At 68.7% G+C, this 16,362-nt stretch carries 16 protein-coding genes and 2 pseudogenes; 8 read left to right on the plus strand and 10 right to left on the minus strand.

What is annotated here, in order from left to right:
- Window positions 1-24: 24 nt before the first annotated feature.
- The 4 genes and pseudogenes from AOK08_RS47445 to nirD all read left to right on the plus strand — a co-directional run.
- Window positions 25-354: pseudogene (locus AOK08_RS47445) on the plus strand (FAD-dependent oxidoreductase); the annotation flags it as partial.
- 2 nt (window positions 355-356) lie between these two features.
- A pseudogene (locus AOK08_RS20155) lies at window positions 357-1,208 on the plus strand (NAD(P)/FAD-dependent oxidoreductase); the annotation flags it as partial.
- Window positions 1,208-3,823, plus strand: a complete 2,616-nt coding sequence (gene nirB, locus AOK08_RS20160; protein ID WP_055527815.1) for a nitrite reductase large subunit NirB — start codon at window positions 1,208-1,210, stop codon at window positions 3,821-3,823. The pseudogene AOK08_RS20155 and the gene nirB, both read left to right, overlap by 1 nt.
- Window positions 3,820-4,194 carry a nitrite reductase small subunit NirD gene (gene nirD, locus AOK08_RS20165; RefSeq protein WP_055527817.1) on the plus strand — a complete coding sequence of 125 codons (375 nt, stop codon included), beginning with the start codon at window positions 3,820-3,822 and terminating at the stop codon, window positions 4,192-4,194. Before nirB ends, nirD begins: the two co-directional genes overlap by 4 nt.
- A 36-nt stretch (window positions 4,195-4,230) precedes the next feature.
- On the opposite strand, the gene AOK08_RS20170 is transcribed toward nirD, so the two are convergent.
- The gene (locus AOK08_RS20170) at window positions 4,231-5,157 is read right to left on the minus strand and encodes an oxidoreductase (protein ID WP_055527855.1); all 927 of its coding nucleotides are present in this window, start codon (window positions 5,155-5,157) and stop codon (window positions 4,231-4,233) included.
- A gap of 190 nt (window positions 5,158-5,347) precedes the next feature.
- A complete protein-coding gene (locus AOK08_RS20175) occupies window positions 5,348-6,190 on the minus strand; it encodes an SAM-dependent methyltransferase (RefSeq protein ID WP_055527818.1) in 843 nt (280 codons plus the stop codon).
- A 36-nt stretch (window positions 6,191-6,226) separates the two neighbouring features.
- Here AOK08_RS20175 and AOK08_RS48470 point away from each other — a divergent pair, with 36 nt between their 5' ends.
- Window positions 6,227-6,349 carry a hypothetical protein gene (locus AOK08_RS48470; RefSeq protein ID WP_277816032.1) on the plus strand — a complete coding sequence of 41 codons (123 nt, stop codon included), beginning with the start codon at window positions 6,227-6,229 and terminating at the stop codon, window positions 6,347-6,349.
- A gap of 266 nt (window positions 6,350-6,615) precedes the next feature.
- Here AOK08_RS48470 and AOK08_RS20180 read toward each other — a convergent pair whose 3' ends face one another.
- The 7 genes from AOK08_RS20180 to AOK08_RS20210 all read right to left on the minus strand — a co-directional run bounded on the left by AOK08_RS20180 (window position 6,616) and on the right by AOK08_RS20210 (window position 11,380).
- On the minus strand, window positions 6,616-6,834 hold the full coding sequence (locus AOK08_RS20180) for a hypothetical protein (RefSeq protein WP_055527821.1): 219 nt from the start codon (window positions 6,832-6,834) through the stop codon (window positions 6,616-6,618).
- 21 nt (window positions 6,835-6,855) lie between these two features.
- Window positions 6,856-7,167 carry a hypothetical protein gene (locus tag AOK08_RS20185; RefSeq protein WP_055527824.1) on the minus strand — a complete coding sequence of 104 codons (312 nt, stop codon included), beginning with the start codon at window positions 7,165-7,167 and terminating at the stop codon, window positions 6,856-6,858.
- Between the two features lie 152 nt (window positions 7,168-7,319).
- Window positions 7,320-8,156 carry a hypothetical protein gene (locus AOK08_RS45840; protein ID WP_055527826.1) on the minus strand — a complete coding sequence of 279 codons (837 nt, stop codon included), beginning with the start codon at window positions 8,154-8,156 and terminating at the stop codon, window positions 7,320-7,322.
- Window positions 8,143-9,144, minus strand: a complete 1,002-nt coding sequence (locus tag AOK08_RS20195; protein ID WP_079054146.1) for an ATP-binding cassette domain-containing protein — start codon at window positions 9,142-9,144, stop codon at window positions 8,143-8,145. Before AOK08_RS20195 ends, AOK08_RS45840 begins: the two co-directional genes overlap by 14 nt.
- Window positions 9,074-10,063 carry a sporulation-delaying protein SdpB family protein gene (locus tag AOK08_RS20200; protein WP_055527830.1) on the minus strand — a complete coding sequence of 330 codons (990 nt, stop codon included), beginning with the start codon at window positions 10,061-10,063 and terminating at the stop codon, window positions 9,074-9,076. Before AOK08_RS20200 ends, AOK08_RS20195 begins: the two co-directional genes overlap by 71 nt.
- Window positions 10,054-10,611: an SdpA family antimicrobial peptide system protein gene (locus tag AOK08_RS20205; RefSeq protein WP_055527831.1), complete on the minus strand. Its 558-nt coding sequence runs from the start codon at window positions 10,609-10,611 to the stop codon at window positions 10,054-10,056. Before AOK08_RS20205 ends, AOK08_RS20200 begins: the two co-directional genes overlap by 10 nt.
- Before the next feature lie 112 nt (window positions 10,612-10,723).
- Window positions 10,724-11,380, minus strand: a complete 657-nt coding sequence (locus AOK08_RS20210; RefSeq protein WP_079054148.1) for a sporulation delaying protein family toxin — start codon at window positions 11,378-11,380, stop codon at window positions 10,724-10,726.
- Between the two features lie 757 nt (window positions 11,381-12,137).
- On the opposite strand from AOK08_RS20210, the gene AOK08_RS20215 reads away from it, so the two are divergent.
- Window positions 12,138-12,794, plus strand: a complete 657-nt coding sequence (locus tag AOK08_RS20215; protein ID WP_055527835.1) for a hypothetical protein — start codon at window positions 12,138-12,140, stop codon at window positions 12,792-12,794.
- A gap of 50 nt (window positions 12,795-12,844) precedes the next feature.
- Here AOK08_RS20215 and AOK08_RS43370 read toward each other — a convergent pair whose 3' ends face one another.
- Window positions 12,845-13,705 (minus strand): ParB/RepB/Spo0J family partition protein, encoded by an 861-nt coding sequence (locus AOK08_RS43370; RefSeq protein WP_079054149.1) that lies wholly within the window; start codon window positions 13,703-13,705, stop codon window positions 12,845-12,847.
- Window positions 13,706-14,488: 783 nt separating this feature from the next.
- Between AOK08_RS43370 and AOK08_RS20225 the strand changes: the two genes are divergently transcribed.
- On the plus strand, window positions 14,489-15,661 hold the full coding sequence (locus tag AOK08_RS20225) for an alkaline phosphatase PhoX (RefSeq protein WP_055527839.1): 1,173 nt from the start codon (window positions 14,489-14,491) through the stop codon (window positions 15,659-15,661).
- Between the two features lie 96 nt (window positions 15,662-15,757).
- Window positions 15,758-16,351: a hypothetical protein gene (locus AOK08_RS20230; RefSeq protein WP_055527841.1), complete on the plus strand. Its 594-nt coding sequence runs from the start codon at window positions 15,758-15,760 to the stop codon at window positions 16,349-16,351.
- The last annotated feature ends 11 nt before the right edge of the window (window positions 16,352-16,362 follow it).

The raw sequence follows: 16,362 nt of genomic DNA on the forward strand, positions 1-16,362 counted from the left end.
GCCCGGCGGCTCGGCGAGCTCGGCATGTCCTCCTCGGACGTCGTGCTCGTCGGGGAGGAGGAACACCGCCCGTACAACAGGGTGCTGCTCGCCGAGGTCCTCGCCGGACGGTACGCCCCCGAGGTGATCGCCCTGCCGTCGCCGGACCGGCTGGTCCGGGCCCGCGCCGAGCACATCGACCGCGCCGGGCGGGTCGTGCACTGCTCCGACGGGACCTCGATCGAATACGGCTCGCTGGTCCTCGCGACCGGGTCCAACCCCGTACTCCCGCCCCTGCGCGGGCTGTTCACCCCAGATCATGAACTCCCGCTGGGTGTCCACGCGTTCCGGACCATGGACGACTGTCTCGGCCTGNNCGGGCCGTCGTCATCGGCGGCGGGCTCCTCGGTGTGTCCGCCGCCCGCGCACTCGCCGTACGCGGTGCGCAGGTCGTGCTCGCCCAGCAGGCCGAGCGGCTGATGGAACGTCAACTGGACCCGGGTGCCTCGGCCTTGGTGCTGCGGCACCTCAACGAGCTGGGCGTCGAGGTGCACACCGAGTGCCGGGTGCGGAACGTGCGCTGTGTCGGCGGCCGGGTCCGCTCGGTCGAACTGGCCGACCATTACGCCCTCGACGCCGACCTCGTCGTACTGGCCTGCGGGGTCCACCCGCGTACGGGTCTCGCGCGTGACGCGGGGCTCGCCGTGCACAAGGGCATCCTCGTGGACGACGAACTGCGCACCTCCGACCCGCACATCCGGGCCCTCGGGGACTGCGCCCAGCACCAGGGCACGATCTACGGACTTGCCACCCCCGCACTCGAACAGGCCGAGGTACTGGCCGAGTTGATCGCGGCGGAGGCAACCGGAACGGGTGACCTCACCGCCCGTTACACCGGTACCCGGGCCCTCACCCGGCTCACCCTCACCGACTTCACCGCCGACACCGCCGGTGCCGCCGGTGCCGGTACCGGTGTCGGCAACCCCTTCGACCTCGCCGCCTTCGGCGAGCCGAACCCCCGCCCCGGCGACGACGTCATCCAGCTCGCCGACGCCACCCGGGGCACGTACCGCAAGGTCGTCGTCCGTGACGACCGGCTGGTCGGCGGGGTGCTCGTCGGCGAACTCGGCACCGTCGGCGCCCTCGCGCGCGCCTGGGAGGGAGCAGAGCCGCTCCCCTCCGACGGCGGCCCGCTGCTCCACCTGCTCACCAACGACGGAGGCTCCTAATGACCGCCACTGATGGGGCCACCCCCACGATCGTGCTCGTCGGCCACGGCATGGTCGGCCAGCGCTTCCTCGAAGCACTCGCCGCGCGCGGTCTGACCGCCGCGCACCGCGTGGTCGTACTCTGCGAGGAGCCGCGTCCCGCGTACGACCGCGTGGCGCTGACCTCGTACTTCTCGGGCAAGACGCCCGAGGACCTCTCGATGACCGACATGGCGTTCATCGAGAAGGAGGGCATCGAACTGCACATCGGCGACCCGGCGGAGACCATCGACCGCGAGGCGAGGCGGGTGACCGCCCGCTCGGGTCTGGTCGTCGACTACGACGTCCTCGTCCTCGCCACCGGCTCCTACCCCTTCGTACCGCCGGTCCCCAACAAGGACGCCGAGGGCTGCTTCGTCTACCGGACCATCGAGGATCTCCTCGCCATCGAGGAGTACGCCAGTACCCGTACGACGGGTGCCGTGGTCGGCGGCGGGCTGCTCGGACTGGAGGCGGCCGGTGCGCTGAAGGGGCTCGGACTCACCTCCCACATCGTGGAGTTCGCGCCGCGCCTGATGCCGGTGCAGGTCGACGACGGGGGCGGCGCGGCGCTGCTGCGCACCATCGAGGACATGGGCCTCGCCGTCCACACGGGTGTGGGCACGCAGGAGATCGTCGTCGGCGAGGACGGCGCGGTCACCGGGATGAAGTTGTCCGACGGTTCCGAACTCGCCACCGATCTGGTGGTGTTCAGCGCCGGTGTCCGGCCGAGGGACCAACTCGCCCGGGACTGCGGCCTGTCCGTCGGCGAGCGCGGCGGAATCGCGGTCGACGAGCAGTGCCGTACGGTGAGCGACCCGCACGTGTTCGCGATCGGCGAGTGCGCGCTGGCCTCCGACGGCCGGGTGTACGGCCTGGTCGCCCCCGGTTACGAGCAGGCGGAGACCGCCGCCGCCGCCATCGCCGCCGACGAGGCGGAGCAACTGACCTTCACCGGCGCCGACTTGTCCACCAAGCTGAAGCTGCTCGGCGTGGACGTGGCGTCCTTCGGCGACGCGCACGGCGTCACCGAGGACAGCCTCGACGTCGTCTACTCCGACTCCCGTTCGGGCCTGTACAAGAAGCTCGTCATCGGCCGCGACGGCACGCTGCTCGGCGGCATCCTCGTCGGCGACGCGGAGGCCTACGGCACGCTGAAGGCCTTCACCGGTTCGGTCCCGCCCGTATCGCCCGAGTCCCTCGTGCTGCCCGCCGGCGCCGGGGAGTCCGTCCAGCTCGGCCCGACCTCGCTGCCGGACGACGCGATCATCTGCTCCTGCAACAACGTCCGCAAGGGAACGATCCGAGGCGCGGTCACCGAGCACAACTGCACCACCGTGCCCGAGGTGAAGAAGTGCACCAAGGCCGGTACGACGTGCGGGAGTTGCGTCAAGGTGCTCGGCCAGCTCGTCACCGCCGAGCTGGAGGCGAGCGGGGTCGAGGTCGACAAGGGCCTGTGCGGCTGCTTCTCACAGACCCGCGAGGAGCTGTACGAGATCGTCCTCGCCCTGCGCCTCAACACCTACCAGGACCTGCTGGACCGCTACGGCCGCGACCACGCCAAGGGCGGTGACGGCTGCGACATCTGCAAGCCGGCGGTCGCCTCGATCATCGCCTCCCTCGCCCCGGTCATCGGCGCGAGCGTCCACGTCCTCGACGGCGAGCAGGCCGCGCTCCAGGAGACCAACGACCACTTCCTCGCCAACCTTCAGAAGAACGGCTCGTACTCGGTCGTCCCGCGTATCCCCGGCGGTGAGATCACCCCGGAGGGCCTGATCGTCATCGGCGAGATCGCCCGCGACTTCGGCCTCTACACGAAGATCACCGGCGGTCAGCGGATCGACATGTTCGGCGCGCGGGTCGAGCAACTCCCGCTGATCTGGACGCGGTTGGTGGACGCCGGCTTCGAGTCGGGGCACGCGTACGGCAAGTCCCTGCGTACCGTGAAATCCTGTGTCGGCCAGACCTGGTGCCGTTACGGCGTCCAGGACTCGGTCCGGATGGCGATCGACCTGGAGCTGCGCTACCGGGGGCTGCGGTCCCCGCACAAGCTGAAGTCCGCCGTCTCCGGCTGTGCTCGCGAGTGCGCCGAGGCCCAGTCCAAGGACTTCGGCATCATCGCCACCTCGGGCGGCTGGAACCTGTACGTCGGCGGCAACGGAGGCGCCACCCCGCGCCACGCGGACCTGCTCGCCCAGGATCTGAACGACGCCGAACTCATCAGGCTGATCGACCGGTTCCTGATGTTCTACATCCGCACGGCGGACCGGCTGGAGCGCACGTCGACCTGGCTGGAGCGGATCCCCGGCGGCCTGGACCACGTACGGGACGTGGTCGTGGAGGACTCCCTCGGCATCTGCGAGGAGCTGGAGTCACTGATGACCGCGCACGTCGCGCACTACCGCGACGAGTGGGCCGACACCATCAACGACCCCGAGAAGCTCGCCCGGTTCGTGTCCTTCGTGAACGCGCCGGACACCCCCGACCCGGTCGTCGGCTTCGTCCCCGAGCGCGACCAGATCAAGCCCGACCTGCCGCTGCTGTCCATCGGCCTGCGCCCCGCCGCCGACGTCCTGGAAGGAAGTGCCCAGCGATGACCCTGGCACCCGAGACGATGACCGACCTCAAAGTCCAACTCCGCCTGGGAGACGCGGACGACACAGACGACGGCTGGTTCACGGTCTGCGACCTGAGCCTCCTGCTGCCGGGCCGCGGTGTGGCGGCCCTGCTGCCGGACGGCCGACAGGCGGCAATCTTCCGCGACCGCGCCGGGATCCTGTACGCCATCGACAACCGTGACCCGTTCGGCGGCGCGGCGGTCCTCTCCCGTGGCCTGACCGGCACCCACCAGGGCCGCCCGTACGTCGCCTCCCCGCTCCTCAAGCAGCGCTTCGACCTGGAGTCGGGCCGCTGCCTGGACGACGAGACGGTGGCGGTGACGGCGTACGAGGTACGCACCGCCGCCTGAGCCGCCTGAGCCGCCTGAGCCGTCCGAGCAGTCGTTTCACGACTTCAGGCCCTCGTACGTCACCTCGGTGAGCTGCTCGGAGGCGGCCCAAAGCCGTTCCCCGGCACGGTCGTCGAGCGTCCAGGAAGCCCGGCGGGACTTCGCGGGCGCGCCGCGCCAGCCCAGGATCCTGGGGCCGATGAACGCGTCGGGCCGTACGCCGGGGGCGGTGGCCGCGTACAGGGTGGGCAGGGCGCCCGCGTCGGCGGACTGGGCGAAGAACCGGTTGCCGATCTCCATCAACCGCTCGGCACCCTTCCGCCCCCGCATCTTCGGCGCGGCGGTCTGGAGGTTGGTGTCGGCGTACCCGGGGTGCGCGGCGGCGGCCACGACACCGGAGCCGACCGCGTCCAGCCTGCGCGCCAGCTCGTGCGTGAAGAGCAGGTTGGCCGACTTGGAACGCCCGTATGCGATCCAACTCCGGTATCTACGCTCGCTGTTGAGGTCGTCGATGTCGATGTTGCCGAGCAGGTGGGCGCCGCTGGAGAGATTCACGATCCGGGCGCCGGGCGTGCCGAGCAGCCTCGGGAACAGCAGCCCGGTGAGCGCGAAGTGCCCGAGGTGGTTGACCCCGAACTGCGTCTCGAACCCGTCCGCCGTCGTCCCGTACGGCAACGCCATCACGCCCGCGTTGTTGACGAGGAGGTCGAGCCGGTCGTACGGAAGCTCGTCCACGAACTCCCGTACGGAGCACAGGTCTCCGAGGTCCAGCGGCCAGAACTCGGCGATGGCGTCCGGCACTTCGGCAAGCAGCCGCCCCACCGCCTCGTTCCCGCGCGACTCGCTCCGGCAGGCGAGCACCACCCGCGCCCCGCCGCGCGCCAACTCCCGTGCGGTGACGTACCCGAGACCGCTGTTGGCACCGGTGACGACGGCGATGCGGCCACTCTGGTCGGGGATGTCCCGCACGTTCCAGCCCGGCATGTTCGGATTACCTCCATTGGCGACGACGAGTCCGGCGGCTCTGGCGATCCAGATTCCGATCCCGGTCACAGACTGCGCCGAATCGGCGCCCATGACCAGTTCCGCCGACCGTTTCCGCCGGCAGTTCCGCCGTCCAGTTCCGCCGTCCAGTTCCGCCGTCCAGTTCCGCCGACCCTTCCACGCTCGGCCGTCAGGGCTTGCGGCCCACTCCGCAGTAGGCGTCGACAGCCGCGCCGGGAACGGCCGGACCCCGGCCGTCGGGGCGCCACTCGGGCACCTGGACCACGCCGGGGTCCACGAGGTCGAGGCCGTCGAAGAAGGCGGCGATCTCGCCGACGCTCCGCACGTAGTACGGCACGGCGCCGCTCGCGTTGTACGCCTTGGACGCGGCGATCATGCCCTCGCTGGTGGCGGTGGAGTCGCTGATCACCAGGTGGCTGCCCGACGGCAGGCCCGCCATGAGCCGGTTGACCAGGTCGCGTGCCTGGTCGTGGTCGGCGACATGGCCGAGCGTGTTGAGAATCATCAGGGCGACCGGCCGGGTCAGGTCGAGGGTGTCGGCCGCCGCTTCGAGGATGGTCTCGGGGGCGTACAGGTCGGCGTTGAGGTAAACGGTCCGGCCCTCGGGGGTGCTGCCGAGGAGGGCGTCCGCGTGGGCCAGCACGATGGGGTCGTTGTCGACGTACACGATCCGGGCGTCGGGCGCGGCGCGCTGCGCGACCTCGTGGGTGTTTTCGGCGGTGGGCAGCCCGGTGCCGACGTCCAGGAACTGACGTACGCCCTGCTCATCGGCCAGATAACGGACGGCGCGTCCCAGGAAGTGCCGACTGGTGACGGCCACATCGACGAGACCGGGGAAGATCTCCTTGATCTGGTCCCCGATCTCCCGGTCGACCTCGTAGTTGTCCTTGCCGCCGACGAAGTAGTTCCAGAAGCGGGCCGAGTGCGGCTTGGAGGTGTCTATACGAATCCGCGCGCGGGCGCCGGTGCCGTCGCCGATGTCGGCCGAGGGGGTGGGGTCGTTGTCTAACACGGCAGAGCCTCCTGTGTGGTGAGGGTGGTGCAGGTGATGGCAATGGTGATGGTGATGCTGGTGATCACCGGCACCAACGTAGGCGAACTCGCGTTCGTCGCAACGGAGTTGCGAGGATCCACGCTCGCGCACCGCAGGGTTCCGGCCACCCGGACCTGACACCTGAAAACACCCGACGCTTCCCCGACCCCCAGAGCCACATCCGCGCTCGGCGGCCGTCTTCGGCGGCATCCTCTGGCGCTGTGCCGCCCACACGGCATCCACCGTTCTACGGGCGGCAGCCCAGGTAGTACGAGCGCTCAGCCCCACGAGCCGACTCCCAACGGACCACGACGGGGCTGGCGACGACCGGTCCCGAGTCGCGAGCCGATCCAGTCCCGGACCGCCCGCAGTTCCCCGGTCTTCGCCTCAGCTCTGCGTCGTGCCTACATCCACCCCGCGTCGTGCGACCGCGCCGCGGCGAGCTGCTCCTCGGTGAGGGTCGACGGGTCCGGTCTGCTCACCACCGCCCAGTGTTTCTCGACGGGGCAGCGGGCGTAGCGCGTGGACATGGTGATGCGCAGGGACTTGATGCCGAGGAACGGTACCCAGGTAGCCGTGTAGAGGTGTCCCGCCGCACACTGCACGATCGACTTTTGAGGCACGTGTCTCTCCTCCGCGGGGCCTCAGTTGGTCTTGATCTCGAAGCTGCTGCCGTTGCGCGGACCGAGGCGCGCCGTCACCCTCGGCTGCGTGCCCGTGCCGCCCCGAACCGTCAACTCCTCGGTGTTCACGCCGAGTCGGGCCGCACGCTGGCCCTTGTAGCGGAAGAACACAGCGACCTCGTGGACACCCGGCTCGACCGAGACTTCCGTCGTGCCCCATATCGCGGGCCGCTCGACGCCGTCGATCTCCACCACCGGCCTCGTCAAGGCGCGGTGGAAGGGCAACGCCACCAGCGACGGACGGATGTCGAAAAGAACCTTCACCATCACCATCTCCGAATTCCTTGCCTGATCCGCTAGACGATCATTTCCAAGGCAGGCACCTGCACATGAGGTGAGGGAGCCCAAGGCCCGTGTACGCCCGCGGCCTTGGACTCGATCATCTTGCGTGACCGCCTCGTATTCCAGCCTTACACCGACGTCGCTCACGCCGAGGAAGACAGCACCGACTCCGGGCGGAAGCCCCTCGCGATGCCGATCAGGCTGCCCGTCGTGATCAGCACGGTCACCCCGCCCGCGTACAACAGCAGCCTTGTCGGGCCCAGCGGATCCAGGGCGATGGACATCGCGAGCAGGGCGCCGAAGCCGGGCAGCATCGCGGCCAGGCTGACCAGGCCGCCGCCGTTGCCCGCAAGGGCGCCGGCGCCGGGCTGGGACAGGCGTGGGAAAAGCAGGTTGAGCAGCAGGGCGAGGGCCGCGCCCGCCCAGGTGGCCAGGAGCGGGAGCACGAGGGCGAGCGTCAGGTAGCCGGCGTCCGGTGCGAGGCTGTCGTGGTGCAGGGTGCTGGACAGCGCGAGAGCGAGGGCGCCGAGCGTGCTCATCACCGCCCACTGGCCCGTCGTGACGACGAGTACATAGCCGAGCAGTCCGCCTGCGATGCTCGCCGGGTTGTAGGGGGCGCCGAGCATCGCCTCGAGCGCGCCGACCCCGGCCTCCGCGCCGACCACGTTGCGCACCGCGAGGCCGGCGCCCACCGTGCCGTGCAGGGCGATGACGCCGGGCATCAGGACAAGCAGCAGCCCAGCCGCGACGGTGTCTCCGTGCGCCCCGTACAGGAGGCCGAGCCGGGAGCTGCTGGCCGCACCGTTCATGTTCGAGTCGTCGGACAGCAGGGGCAGAGCGACCACGGAGGCGGCTGTCAGCACGAACGGCAGGAACACCGTCGCGAAGTTCCGCAGCCGCTCCCGTCTCATCCGCCACAGCAGCGCGGACGCCAAGATCCTGGCCCTGGTCACGTCGAAGGGGAGATTACGTCGCGACACGGGATACGCCTTCCGTCTCCAGTTGCCGGTAGACGTCCTCCAGCGGATTCCGGGCGGGTACGACTTCTCGTATGCCGATGCCTTCGCTCACCAGGCAGGCGACCAGCGCCTCCGCCGCCTGCTCGTCGGGCACCTCTACGACTATGGCGCCCTGCTGATGCTCCTCGTAGCTGTGGCCGAGTCGGTCGAGGACCGCCGGTAGGTCGCCGGAGCCTCGGATGCGCAGCCGGTAGGCGCTGCCGAGCAGGGCTGTGCGCAGGGTGGTCGGTTCACCTCGGCCTACGATGCGTCCCTCCTGCAGCACCGTTACGTCGTCGGCAAATCGGTTGGCATCAGCCAGGGCGTGAGTGGAGACGACGACCGTGTGTCCTTCGTCCGCCAAATGCCGCAGATACTCGGTGAGTTGGGCCGTACTACCCGGGTCGAGGCCCGACATCGGCTCGTCCAGGAGCAGGATGGGCGGCCGTCCCAGGAACGCCTTCCCAAGGCCCGCTCGCTGGTTCTGGCCACGGCTGAGGCTGCCGATGCGGCGATCCGCGAGGTCGGTGAGGCCGAGCAGGTCCAGGACTTCCGCGATCCGCTGCTCGGAAGGGCCCGGTGGCAGGCCAAGGACGCGTGCCCAGTACCTCAGGTTGTCCACGACGCTCAGCCGTGGTGCGAGCGCCGAGCGGTGCGTGGCCAGGGCGATCAAGGACTTGGCCTCCGTATGCGTATGCGGGTCGACGCCGTCCACGAGGACACTGCCCTCGAAGGGCGCGAGAATCCCGGCGAGCACACGGAACACCGTTGTCTTTCCGGCGCCGTTCGGGCCCAGCAGCACGTGGATTCCCGCGCCGTATTCGAGACTGACATCCCGTAGGACCGGCCGCCCTCGATACCCCGCAGAGACGCTCAAGACTTCCAGCTTGGCCACCGGGTCAACGTAGCACCGCCGCCGAGTGATCAACTGAGCTGTCATCGCCGCCCTTTTCAGCGAGCTGTCGCTCATCGGGCGTCGCGGCGGACGACGGACGCGGCAGCGGCATCGACGCGACGACCGAGGACCCGATCATGACGAGGGCGAAACTCCACAGGCCCATCAGCAAGATGATCGAGCCGTGCAGCAAGATGTCGAGCACGAGGCCCACCTTGCGCCAGCGGTCGGAGCCCAGGATGCAGAGGGCGATGAGGAGTTCGACGACGAGCGCACCCCAGGTCATGCCGATCACGACCAGCGGATACTTGGAGAGTGCGAGCAGCGGCCCGTCCCAGGGCTTGGCGACGCCGAACATGTTGTCGCGCAGGAAGTAGTACTCCGCCGTACCGTTGGCCCAGTCGGCGACGCCGAACTTGCTGATGGCGGTGTCCAGATAGATGTACGCGAGCTGCAGTCTGACCGCCCAGAAGGCGGCGTAGGCGACAGCGTGCCCGGACGGGTGCAGCGGTTTCGCCGGTGGGCTCCACTGCCAGGTCCGGTTGTCCGTCAGGACGATCGGCAGCATGAGGAGGGACATGATCATGCCCACGGATTCGCCGCCGTCCGGCACGGTGATGCTCACGGCGATCGAATAGATGGCCCATAGCTGTGGGATCGCCGTCCAGCGCGGCCGGTACCCGATGGCGGCCACCAGGAGCACGGCGACCAGGATCCACCGGGCGTACTCGGCATGGGAGGTGCCACCCACCAGGCAGTACGCGGAGGCTGCGCGCACTCCCCCGCAGCGCGCGCCGTCGCTGATGGTCAGGACCGGGGTGAGCAGCGCCTTCGACGGGGTGATGAGCACCACCGTCAGCTCGGCAAAGCAGATCAGTGAGCGTCCCACGCCGAACCAACGCGAGCGGAAGTCAAAGGCGGAGAGCCGAAGTTGGAGCCGGGAGCACTGCTCTTCGAAGAGTGCGGAAGCGGCGGTACGAGCGGCTATGAGCATGAGACGTCCAGGTGGGCGATTCGGATGACGCGCCGGTCGTACGTCACCAGGTTCCGGTAGGACCAGGGCACGACGCGTTCCTGAGTAATGAAGGAGTCCCCGCATACGGTCCTCACGGGGTTGCTGTTCTTTATCCTCTCGGCGGGACGTGCCGCTGATTCGTGCAGACAGATCTCCAAATTGCCCGCACACGGCTGCCATTGGGTCACCGAGGTATTGATGTACGCGATCTCAGGGCCCTGGGCGCGCTGGGTACGGTCGAGTCCGAAGAGGTTCGACGGGCGGCCTTGCGGGGTCTTCAGGAGATTCTTGGAATACTTTCCGTCGAAGGCGTACGTGCCGATCTGGAGACCATCTGGATCCTTGGTGAAGAAGGCCCAGATCTCCGGAGTGACATCGTTGAAGTACTGGCGTGCGCCTTTGGAATGACGGCTGCTGAGCGCGTTGCTCGGCAGCGTGTAGAAGAGCGCTACGAGAAGGTAGGCGACCATGACCGCCAGCGTGGTCGCGAAGATGTACAGCTGCCGTCTTGCGACAGGCGTCGACATGCGCGGTTTCCCTTTCCCCTGGAATGGACGAGACGCTCCGGCCTTAGTGACGGCCCGGCCCGGGGGTGGCCCGCCGCGACCGCGGCGCGGCGGGCCACCCAGCACAGAGAAATCAGAGAGCGGAGGCGACCGCCGCAACGAAGTCGTCTGCGTCGAGCTGGTCCGACTGCTTCAGATCGAAGCTGTAGCTGGCCGCTGCCGGGGCGATCACCACGATCACGGCGACCTCGGCGCCCACGGCGACGTTGGTGCCCACCGCGACGTTGATGCCGGCCGCGACGTTCGCCACGGCCAGGATGTTGGACTTGGTCCACACCCAGCCGTTGGGGCGTGCGATGTCGGCACTGTTGAGGGTCTTGGCCTTGCTGTCCGAGGCCATGGCCGCATTGAGGTCGTCGTTCAGCGCCGCCATGCCGTGCTGCACCACGAACGGGTCCTTGGACTGGACCGCCTCCGTCACCTCGGTGTGGAAGGCCGGGTCGGCCTGGTGCAGCTTGTTCATCAGGTACGACAGCTGCGCGGGCGTCACCGAGGCGTCGGAGCGGCGGCTGCGAATCTGCTCCGCCAACTCCGGGTGGTCCTTGGCAGCCTTGCCCTGACCGAAGACCAGAAAGGCGACCACGTCGTTGTCCGAGTATCCCTGCGCCGCCTTGGCCGCAGCAGCCGGGGCGGTGCGCGGCGCCTGGGTGCTTGCCGAGGCAGTGCTGGTTACGCCGGTCACCATTGTGGCGGTGAGCACGGCACCGATCAGTGGCTTCTTCAATCGCATGATGGAACTACCCCTGTTCGTTGACGAGTTTTCGAGAATTCCGACTGGATTCTCGAGTTGAGGATTCCTCAAGCGATTCAGAAGTTATTCGAACAGGCATTCGAGTAGCAAGGGTCGCCCAACCGGAAGTTGGCACAATGGACATTTCTGCAAGGCCCCTCACTCCGGTCGCACTTCGTGATCTGACGGGGCGACGGATGATGTGGGGGGGGCGCCAGGGAATCGGCAAGGCCACCTGTTGATCATGGTGTTGTGACGCAACATGAAGATCAGGCGGCCTCTACCGTCAGCATAGATCCCTCGCTGTTCGCCGAGAAGTTCGACGAGCTCGCGGCCGATCTCATCTCGCTCTTCACTCGCACCCGGTGCGCTACCGCTCCTCAACGAGACCGGGCAGGAGAAAGGGCACCACCACCGCCGGGGTCGGACGGCAGCACACCGGCACCACCGGACAGGTCGGCAGCGCCGTCGTCGCGGCGTACTGCGCCTACGCCGGCCGCTCGGTCACTGCCTGATCGACGATGACCTCTACGTTCAGGAGCACCGGACCAAGGACCCCGAGCGGTACGAACGGGCCGGGCCGAGCCGGGACTTCACCCCTTCCACACCAAGACCGCCATCGCCCTGGACCAGGCCCAGCGCGCCGCGCGGTCGACTGGGCGGCGGGCGATGAGGTCTACGGCCGCAGCGCGAAACCGCGCGGCTTCTTCGATGAACCGGCATCGGCCACGCGTTCACCGTCGGCGGCAATTACGCCATGCTCACCGGCGCTTGGCCGATCCGCTCCGACGTCCTGGCGTCGAAGAAGGTCCCCAAGGGGCCCTGGATCGGCTCGCCCGCAGACAGGGCACCCAAGACACCGAGCGTCCACGACTGGACCCTGGTCGCCACCGCCGACCCAAGCCACCACCTGATGGTCCGCCGCAGCATCGCCGACCCCATTGACCTGTCCTACTTCTACGCCTACACACCCGAAGGCCGCTCGATTGCACTGGCCGACCTCGTGGCGGTCGCGGGGATCAGATGGACAGCCGAGGAGGACTTTGCCAACGGAAAGGACACCGTCGGACTGGATCACACCCAGGCCCGCCGCCACCGCTCCTGGCGACGCCATGTCGTCCTCGCGATGGCCACCCTCGCCCTGCTCTCCGTGATCGCCGGCCTGGACCGGCGAGAACATCCCGCCCCCATCCCGCCCGCCGGCACACCGACAAAGCACCCGCGGACTCGGGCAGGCCGCCCTGACCGTCACCGAGGCCCGCCCGCCTGTTCCACCTGCTTCACCCACCTACCGCGGAACCTGCCCGCCACCCGCCGCATGACCTTCCACCTGCAAGGGTCCGCCTGGCGACGCCGCCACCAAGCCCGGGCCCGCCGGCACCGCTACGAGCGGCGCCTCACCGACCTCGACTGAACTCCGCATCCCGACAACCCGTCAGATCACAGAGTGCGACTGGAGTACCGTCAGGGATTGCTTTCCAGTGTGCGCGCGACGTCAAGCCACGCCTCGGCGTAATCCCGTGCGACGCATGCGATGGCATCGGCGCGATGAGCGGGGAGGTCATGGACGAGTTTCTGCCACTCGACAGGACTCGCCGGGTGAATGGTGAGTAGCTGAATAAACCTGCGCCCCGATTCGGAATGCCACATGGAAGGGTCTCGACGCAGGCTGTCGAGCAGCACGGGGCCTCCCGCGCCACTGGGGCCACCAGGACCACCGGATCCGCCGCCGCCATGACCGCGCGGCCCATCGCCGTCCGCCGCCCCACCGCCCCGCAGGCGTGGTGGGAGCAACTCCCTGCCTTGCAGGAACCGTTGACGTACATCGCTCGCCGTCGCCACGGACGTTCCCGCGCGCCGGGCGAGGTCACGCACCGAGATGTGCGAGTCCTGAGCCAGCAACTCTCCCGCGCGTAAGCGCCCTTCTGCCGGATGCAGCGGTCGTGCGCGGCCATCGAGGCCCACCCGCTTGTTCGACTGCGGCCCGTCCTCAGTCGAACCCTCTCGGAGGGCCGTCACCGTTTTGGCCGACAGGCAGGTCACCGAAGCGATGCGCCGGTTGGACCAGTGCGGGTGCGAGGCGATGATGCGCCGCGCTGCCGCAGTCCTGTCTTCGACCGAAAGCGGTTTGCCATGCGCCGAGTTGAGCTGGACGGCGAGAAGGAAGGCCTCCTCCTCGCTGCCGTCGAAGTACCGTACCTCGACGTCGCTTTCCCCCCGCAGCTCCGCCGCCCTGATCCGGTGGACACCGTCGAGCACCTGCATCGTCGGGCGGTGCACGACGACGGGCGGCAAGGGTACGTCGAGTTCGGCGAGGACTCGCACGTGCCGTTCATCCGCGCCGGACGTGCGCGGCGAACTTACCCTTGATAACAGGCCTATGGGAACCCGCTCAGGGTGATGGTCGAGAACTCCCCCAAGTCTTTCCGGAGTTTCCCGACCAATCACTCCCACCGCGGTCTCCGGACGCACCGACACCACAGCAGCCCTCCCCCGTGAGTGGAGCCAACCGATGGCTCCGCCCGGTGGTCGTCCGTCGGCTCAGGAACCGAGCACAAGCGGCCGGGCTTTCACCACAGTTGAAATTATCGCGGGCAAGACCCTAGCCCACGGGCTGGCCTGATTCAACTGGTATAATCTCGCTCCGCTTTGCACGCATCCACAATGGAAATTCAGCGGGTCGGTCACGCGGCAGCACTACCGACCGGGAGACACCCCGTCCCGGACGAGAATGTGGGCGTCGTGGAGCGGCTCGACCATCTCACCGAGGACAGCGCAGAGCCCACCCGGTCAGGACGACACCGTCGGGCGTGGTGCGGGTGCCGGGACCGGTCCGCTGCGCGCAGTCACCCTCGATGCGGCTGACTGCGATGGTCCGGCACTCCCGAACCATCGCCGACACGGCGTTCCCCCGACCATCCGGTTGACCTGTCGATCAAGGGTTGGGGCCGGCCCGCAGCGTCACGAACGACCGCCCGTCCGAAATCGCGCGTACATGACAATTCTATTCTGCCGTCCTAGGGTCCCTGACGTCACCGCACGCCCCGCACGCCACGCCACCCCCTTTGGACCCTTGGAGCGAGAGTGGACGCACGAGTGAATGCCCGAGTGAGCACACCCGTCGAACGCCGTACCCTCCTGCGCGCCGCCGTCATCGGCGGCTCGGCGGCCGTCTTCGGCGGCACCCTCTGGCGCGGCGCCGCCCACGCGGCCCCCGCCCAGCCCGGCACGGGGCCCTACGGAGCCCTCGGCGCGCCCAACGCCAACGGCATGAGGCTCCCGGCCGGCTTCACCAGCCGGATCGTCGCCCGCTCGGGCCGGACGGTCACCGGAACGTCGTACACCTGGCACAACGCCCCTGACGGCGGGGCCTGTTACGCCGACGGCACGGGCTGGATCTATGTCTCCAACTCGGAGATCAACCCGTCGGGCGGCGCGAGCGCGGTGAGGTTCTCCTCCACCGGCGCCATCACCTCGGCGTACCGCATCCTGTCGGGCACGCGCCAGAACTGCGCGGGCGGACGCACCCCTTGGAACACCTGGCTGTCCTGCGAGGAGGTGTCCCTCGGATACGTCTACGAGACCGACCCCTGGGGCACGAACGCGGCGGAGCAGCGCCCGGCGATGGGCCGCTTCAAGCACGAGGCGGCGGCAGCGGACCCGGTCCGCGAGGTCGTCTACCTGACCGAGGACGAGACGAACGGCCGCTTCTACCGCTTCGTTCCCACGACTTGGGGCGATCTGTCCTCGGGCACCCTCCAGGTCCTGGTGGCCGGCACGGCGACCTCGGGCTTGTTCACCTGGACGACGATCCCGGACCCGGACGGCTCCCCCACGACCACCCGCACCCAGGTCTCCGGCTCCAAGTCCTTCGACGGCGGCGAGGGTTGCCACTACGCCGACGACAAGGTGTGGTTCACCACGAAGGGCGACAACAGGGTCTGGCAGCTCAACCTCCTCACGAACACTTACGAGTTGGCGTACGACGACTCCCTGGTCACCTCGGGCACGGCCCCGCTGACCGGCGTCGACAACATCACCGGCACATCCTCCGGCGACCTGTTCGTGGCGGAGGACGGCGGCAACATGGAGATCTGCCTGATCACACCGGACGACGTGGTCACCCCCTTCCTCCGCGTCGACGGCCAGTCGGGCTCGGAGATCACGGGCCCGGCGTTCTCCCCCGACGGCAGCCGCCTGTACTTCTCCAGCCAGCGCGGCACGAGCGGCAGTTCCTCCGGCGGAATCACCTACGAGGTGACGGGCCCGTTCCGCGCGTAGCCGCGACGGCACGCCCGTCCGTCCGTACGCCCGTCCGCCCGTCCGTGCGTACTGCGCGCCGGGGTCGATGTCAGTGGTGCGCAGTACGTTGCGGTCATGGGCGTTTACCTGGTCGATGTCGATGCGGAGGACTGGTTCAGTGAGGACGAGGAGGAAGGCGGTCGGGCGGAGATCGCGGCGGGCCTGAACGAGGAGCTGGTACGCCGGGGCCTGCCCCGGTACGACTCCGTACCCGCGAGAGCGGACTTCGTACGCGGGTCGGGCCGGTCCTTCGAGGAGAAACTGGTCCCGCCCATGGACGGCTTCGTGTCGCTGTGCGCGGAGCACCTGACACAGGCGGAGACAGAGACGCTCCTCGACTGGACGGTACTGGTGCCGGTGTCCCTGGACGAGGTGATCGAGCTGCCGGTGGAGTCCGCGTACTCGGACTCGACGGTGATCGCGGGAGCTCCCCAGGTCCTGGCAACCGCCGAGAAGCTGGCAACGGCGGTCGCGCTGCCGCCCGAGGTCCCGGAGATGTGCGACAACCTGGACGTGACGAGCTGGTTCCTGGACGGCACGGCGGAAAGACTGGCTGCGGCCCGGTCGGGGCCCTGGGGCGAGGATCTGGACGCCGCGTTCTATGTCGCCGTGTACCTGCGGGCGGCACAGCACTCGCTCAGACGGGGGTGCCCGGTGGTGTACTCCTGACCAGAGGAGGG

Origin of the sequence: Streptomyces graminilatus, from assembly GCF_001418565.1 — a bacterium.
Classification (GTDB): domain Bacteria; phylum Actinomycetota; class Actinomycetes; order Streptomycetales; family Streptomycetaceae; genus Streptomyces; species Streptomyces graminilatus.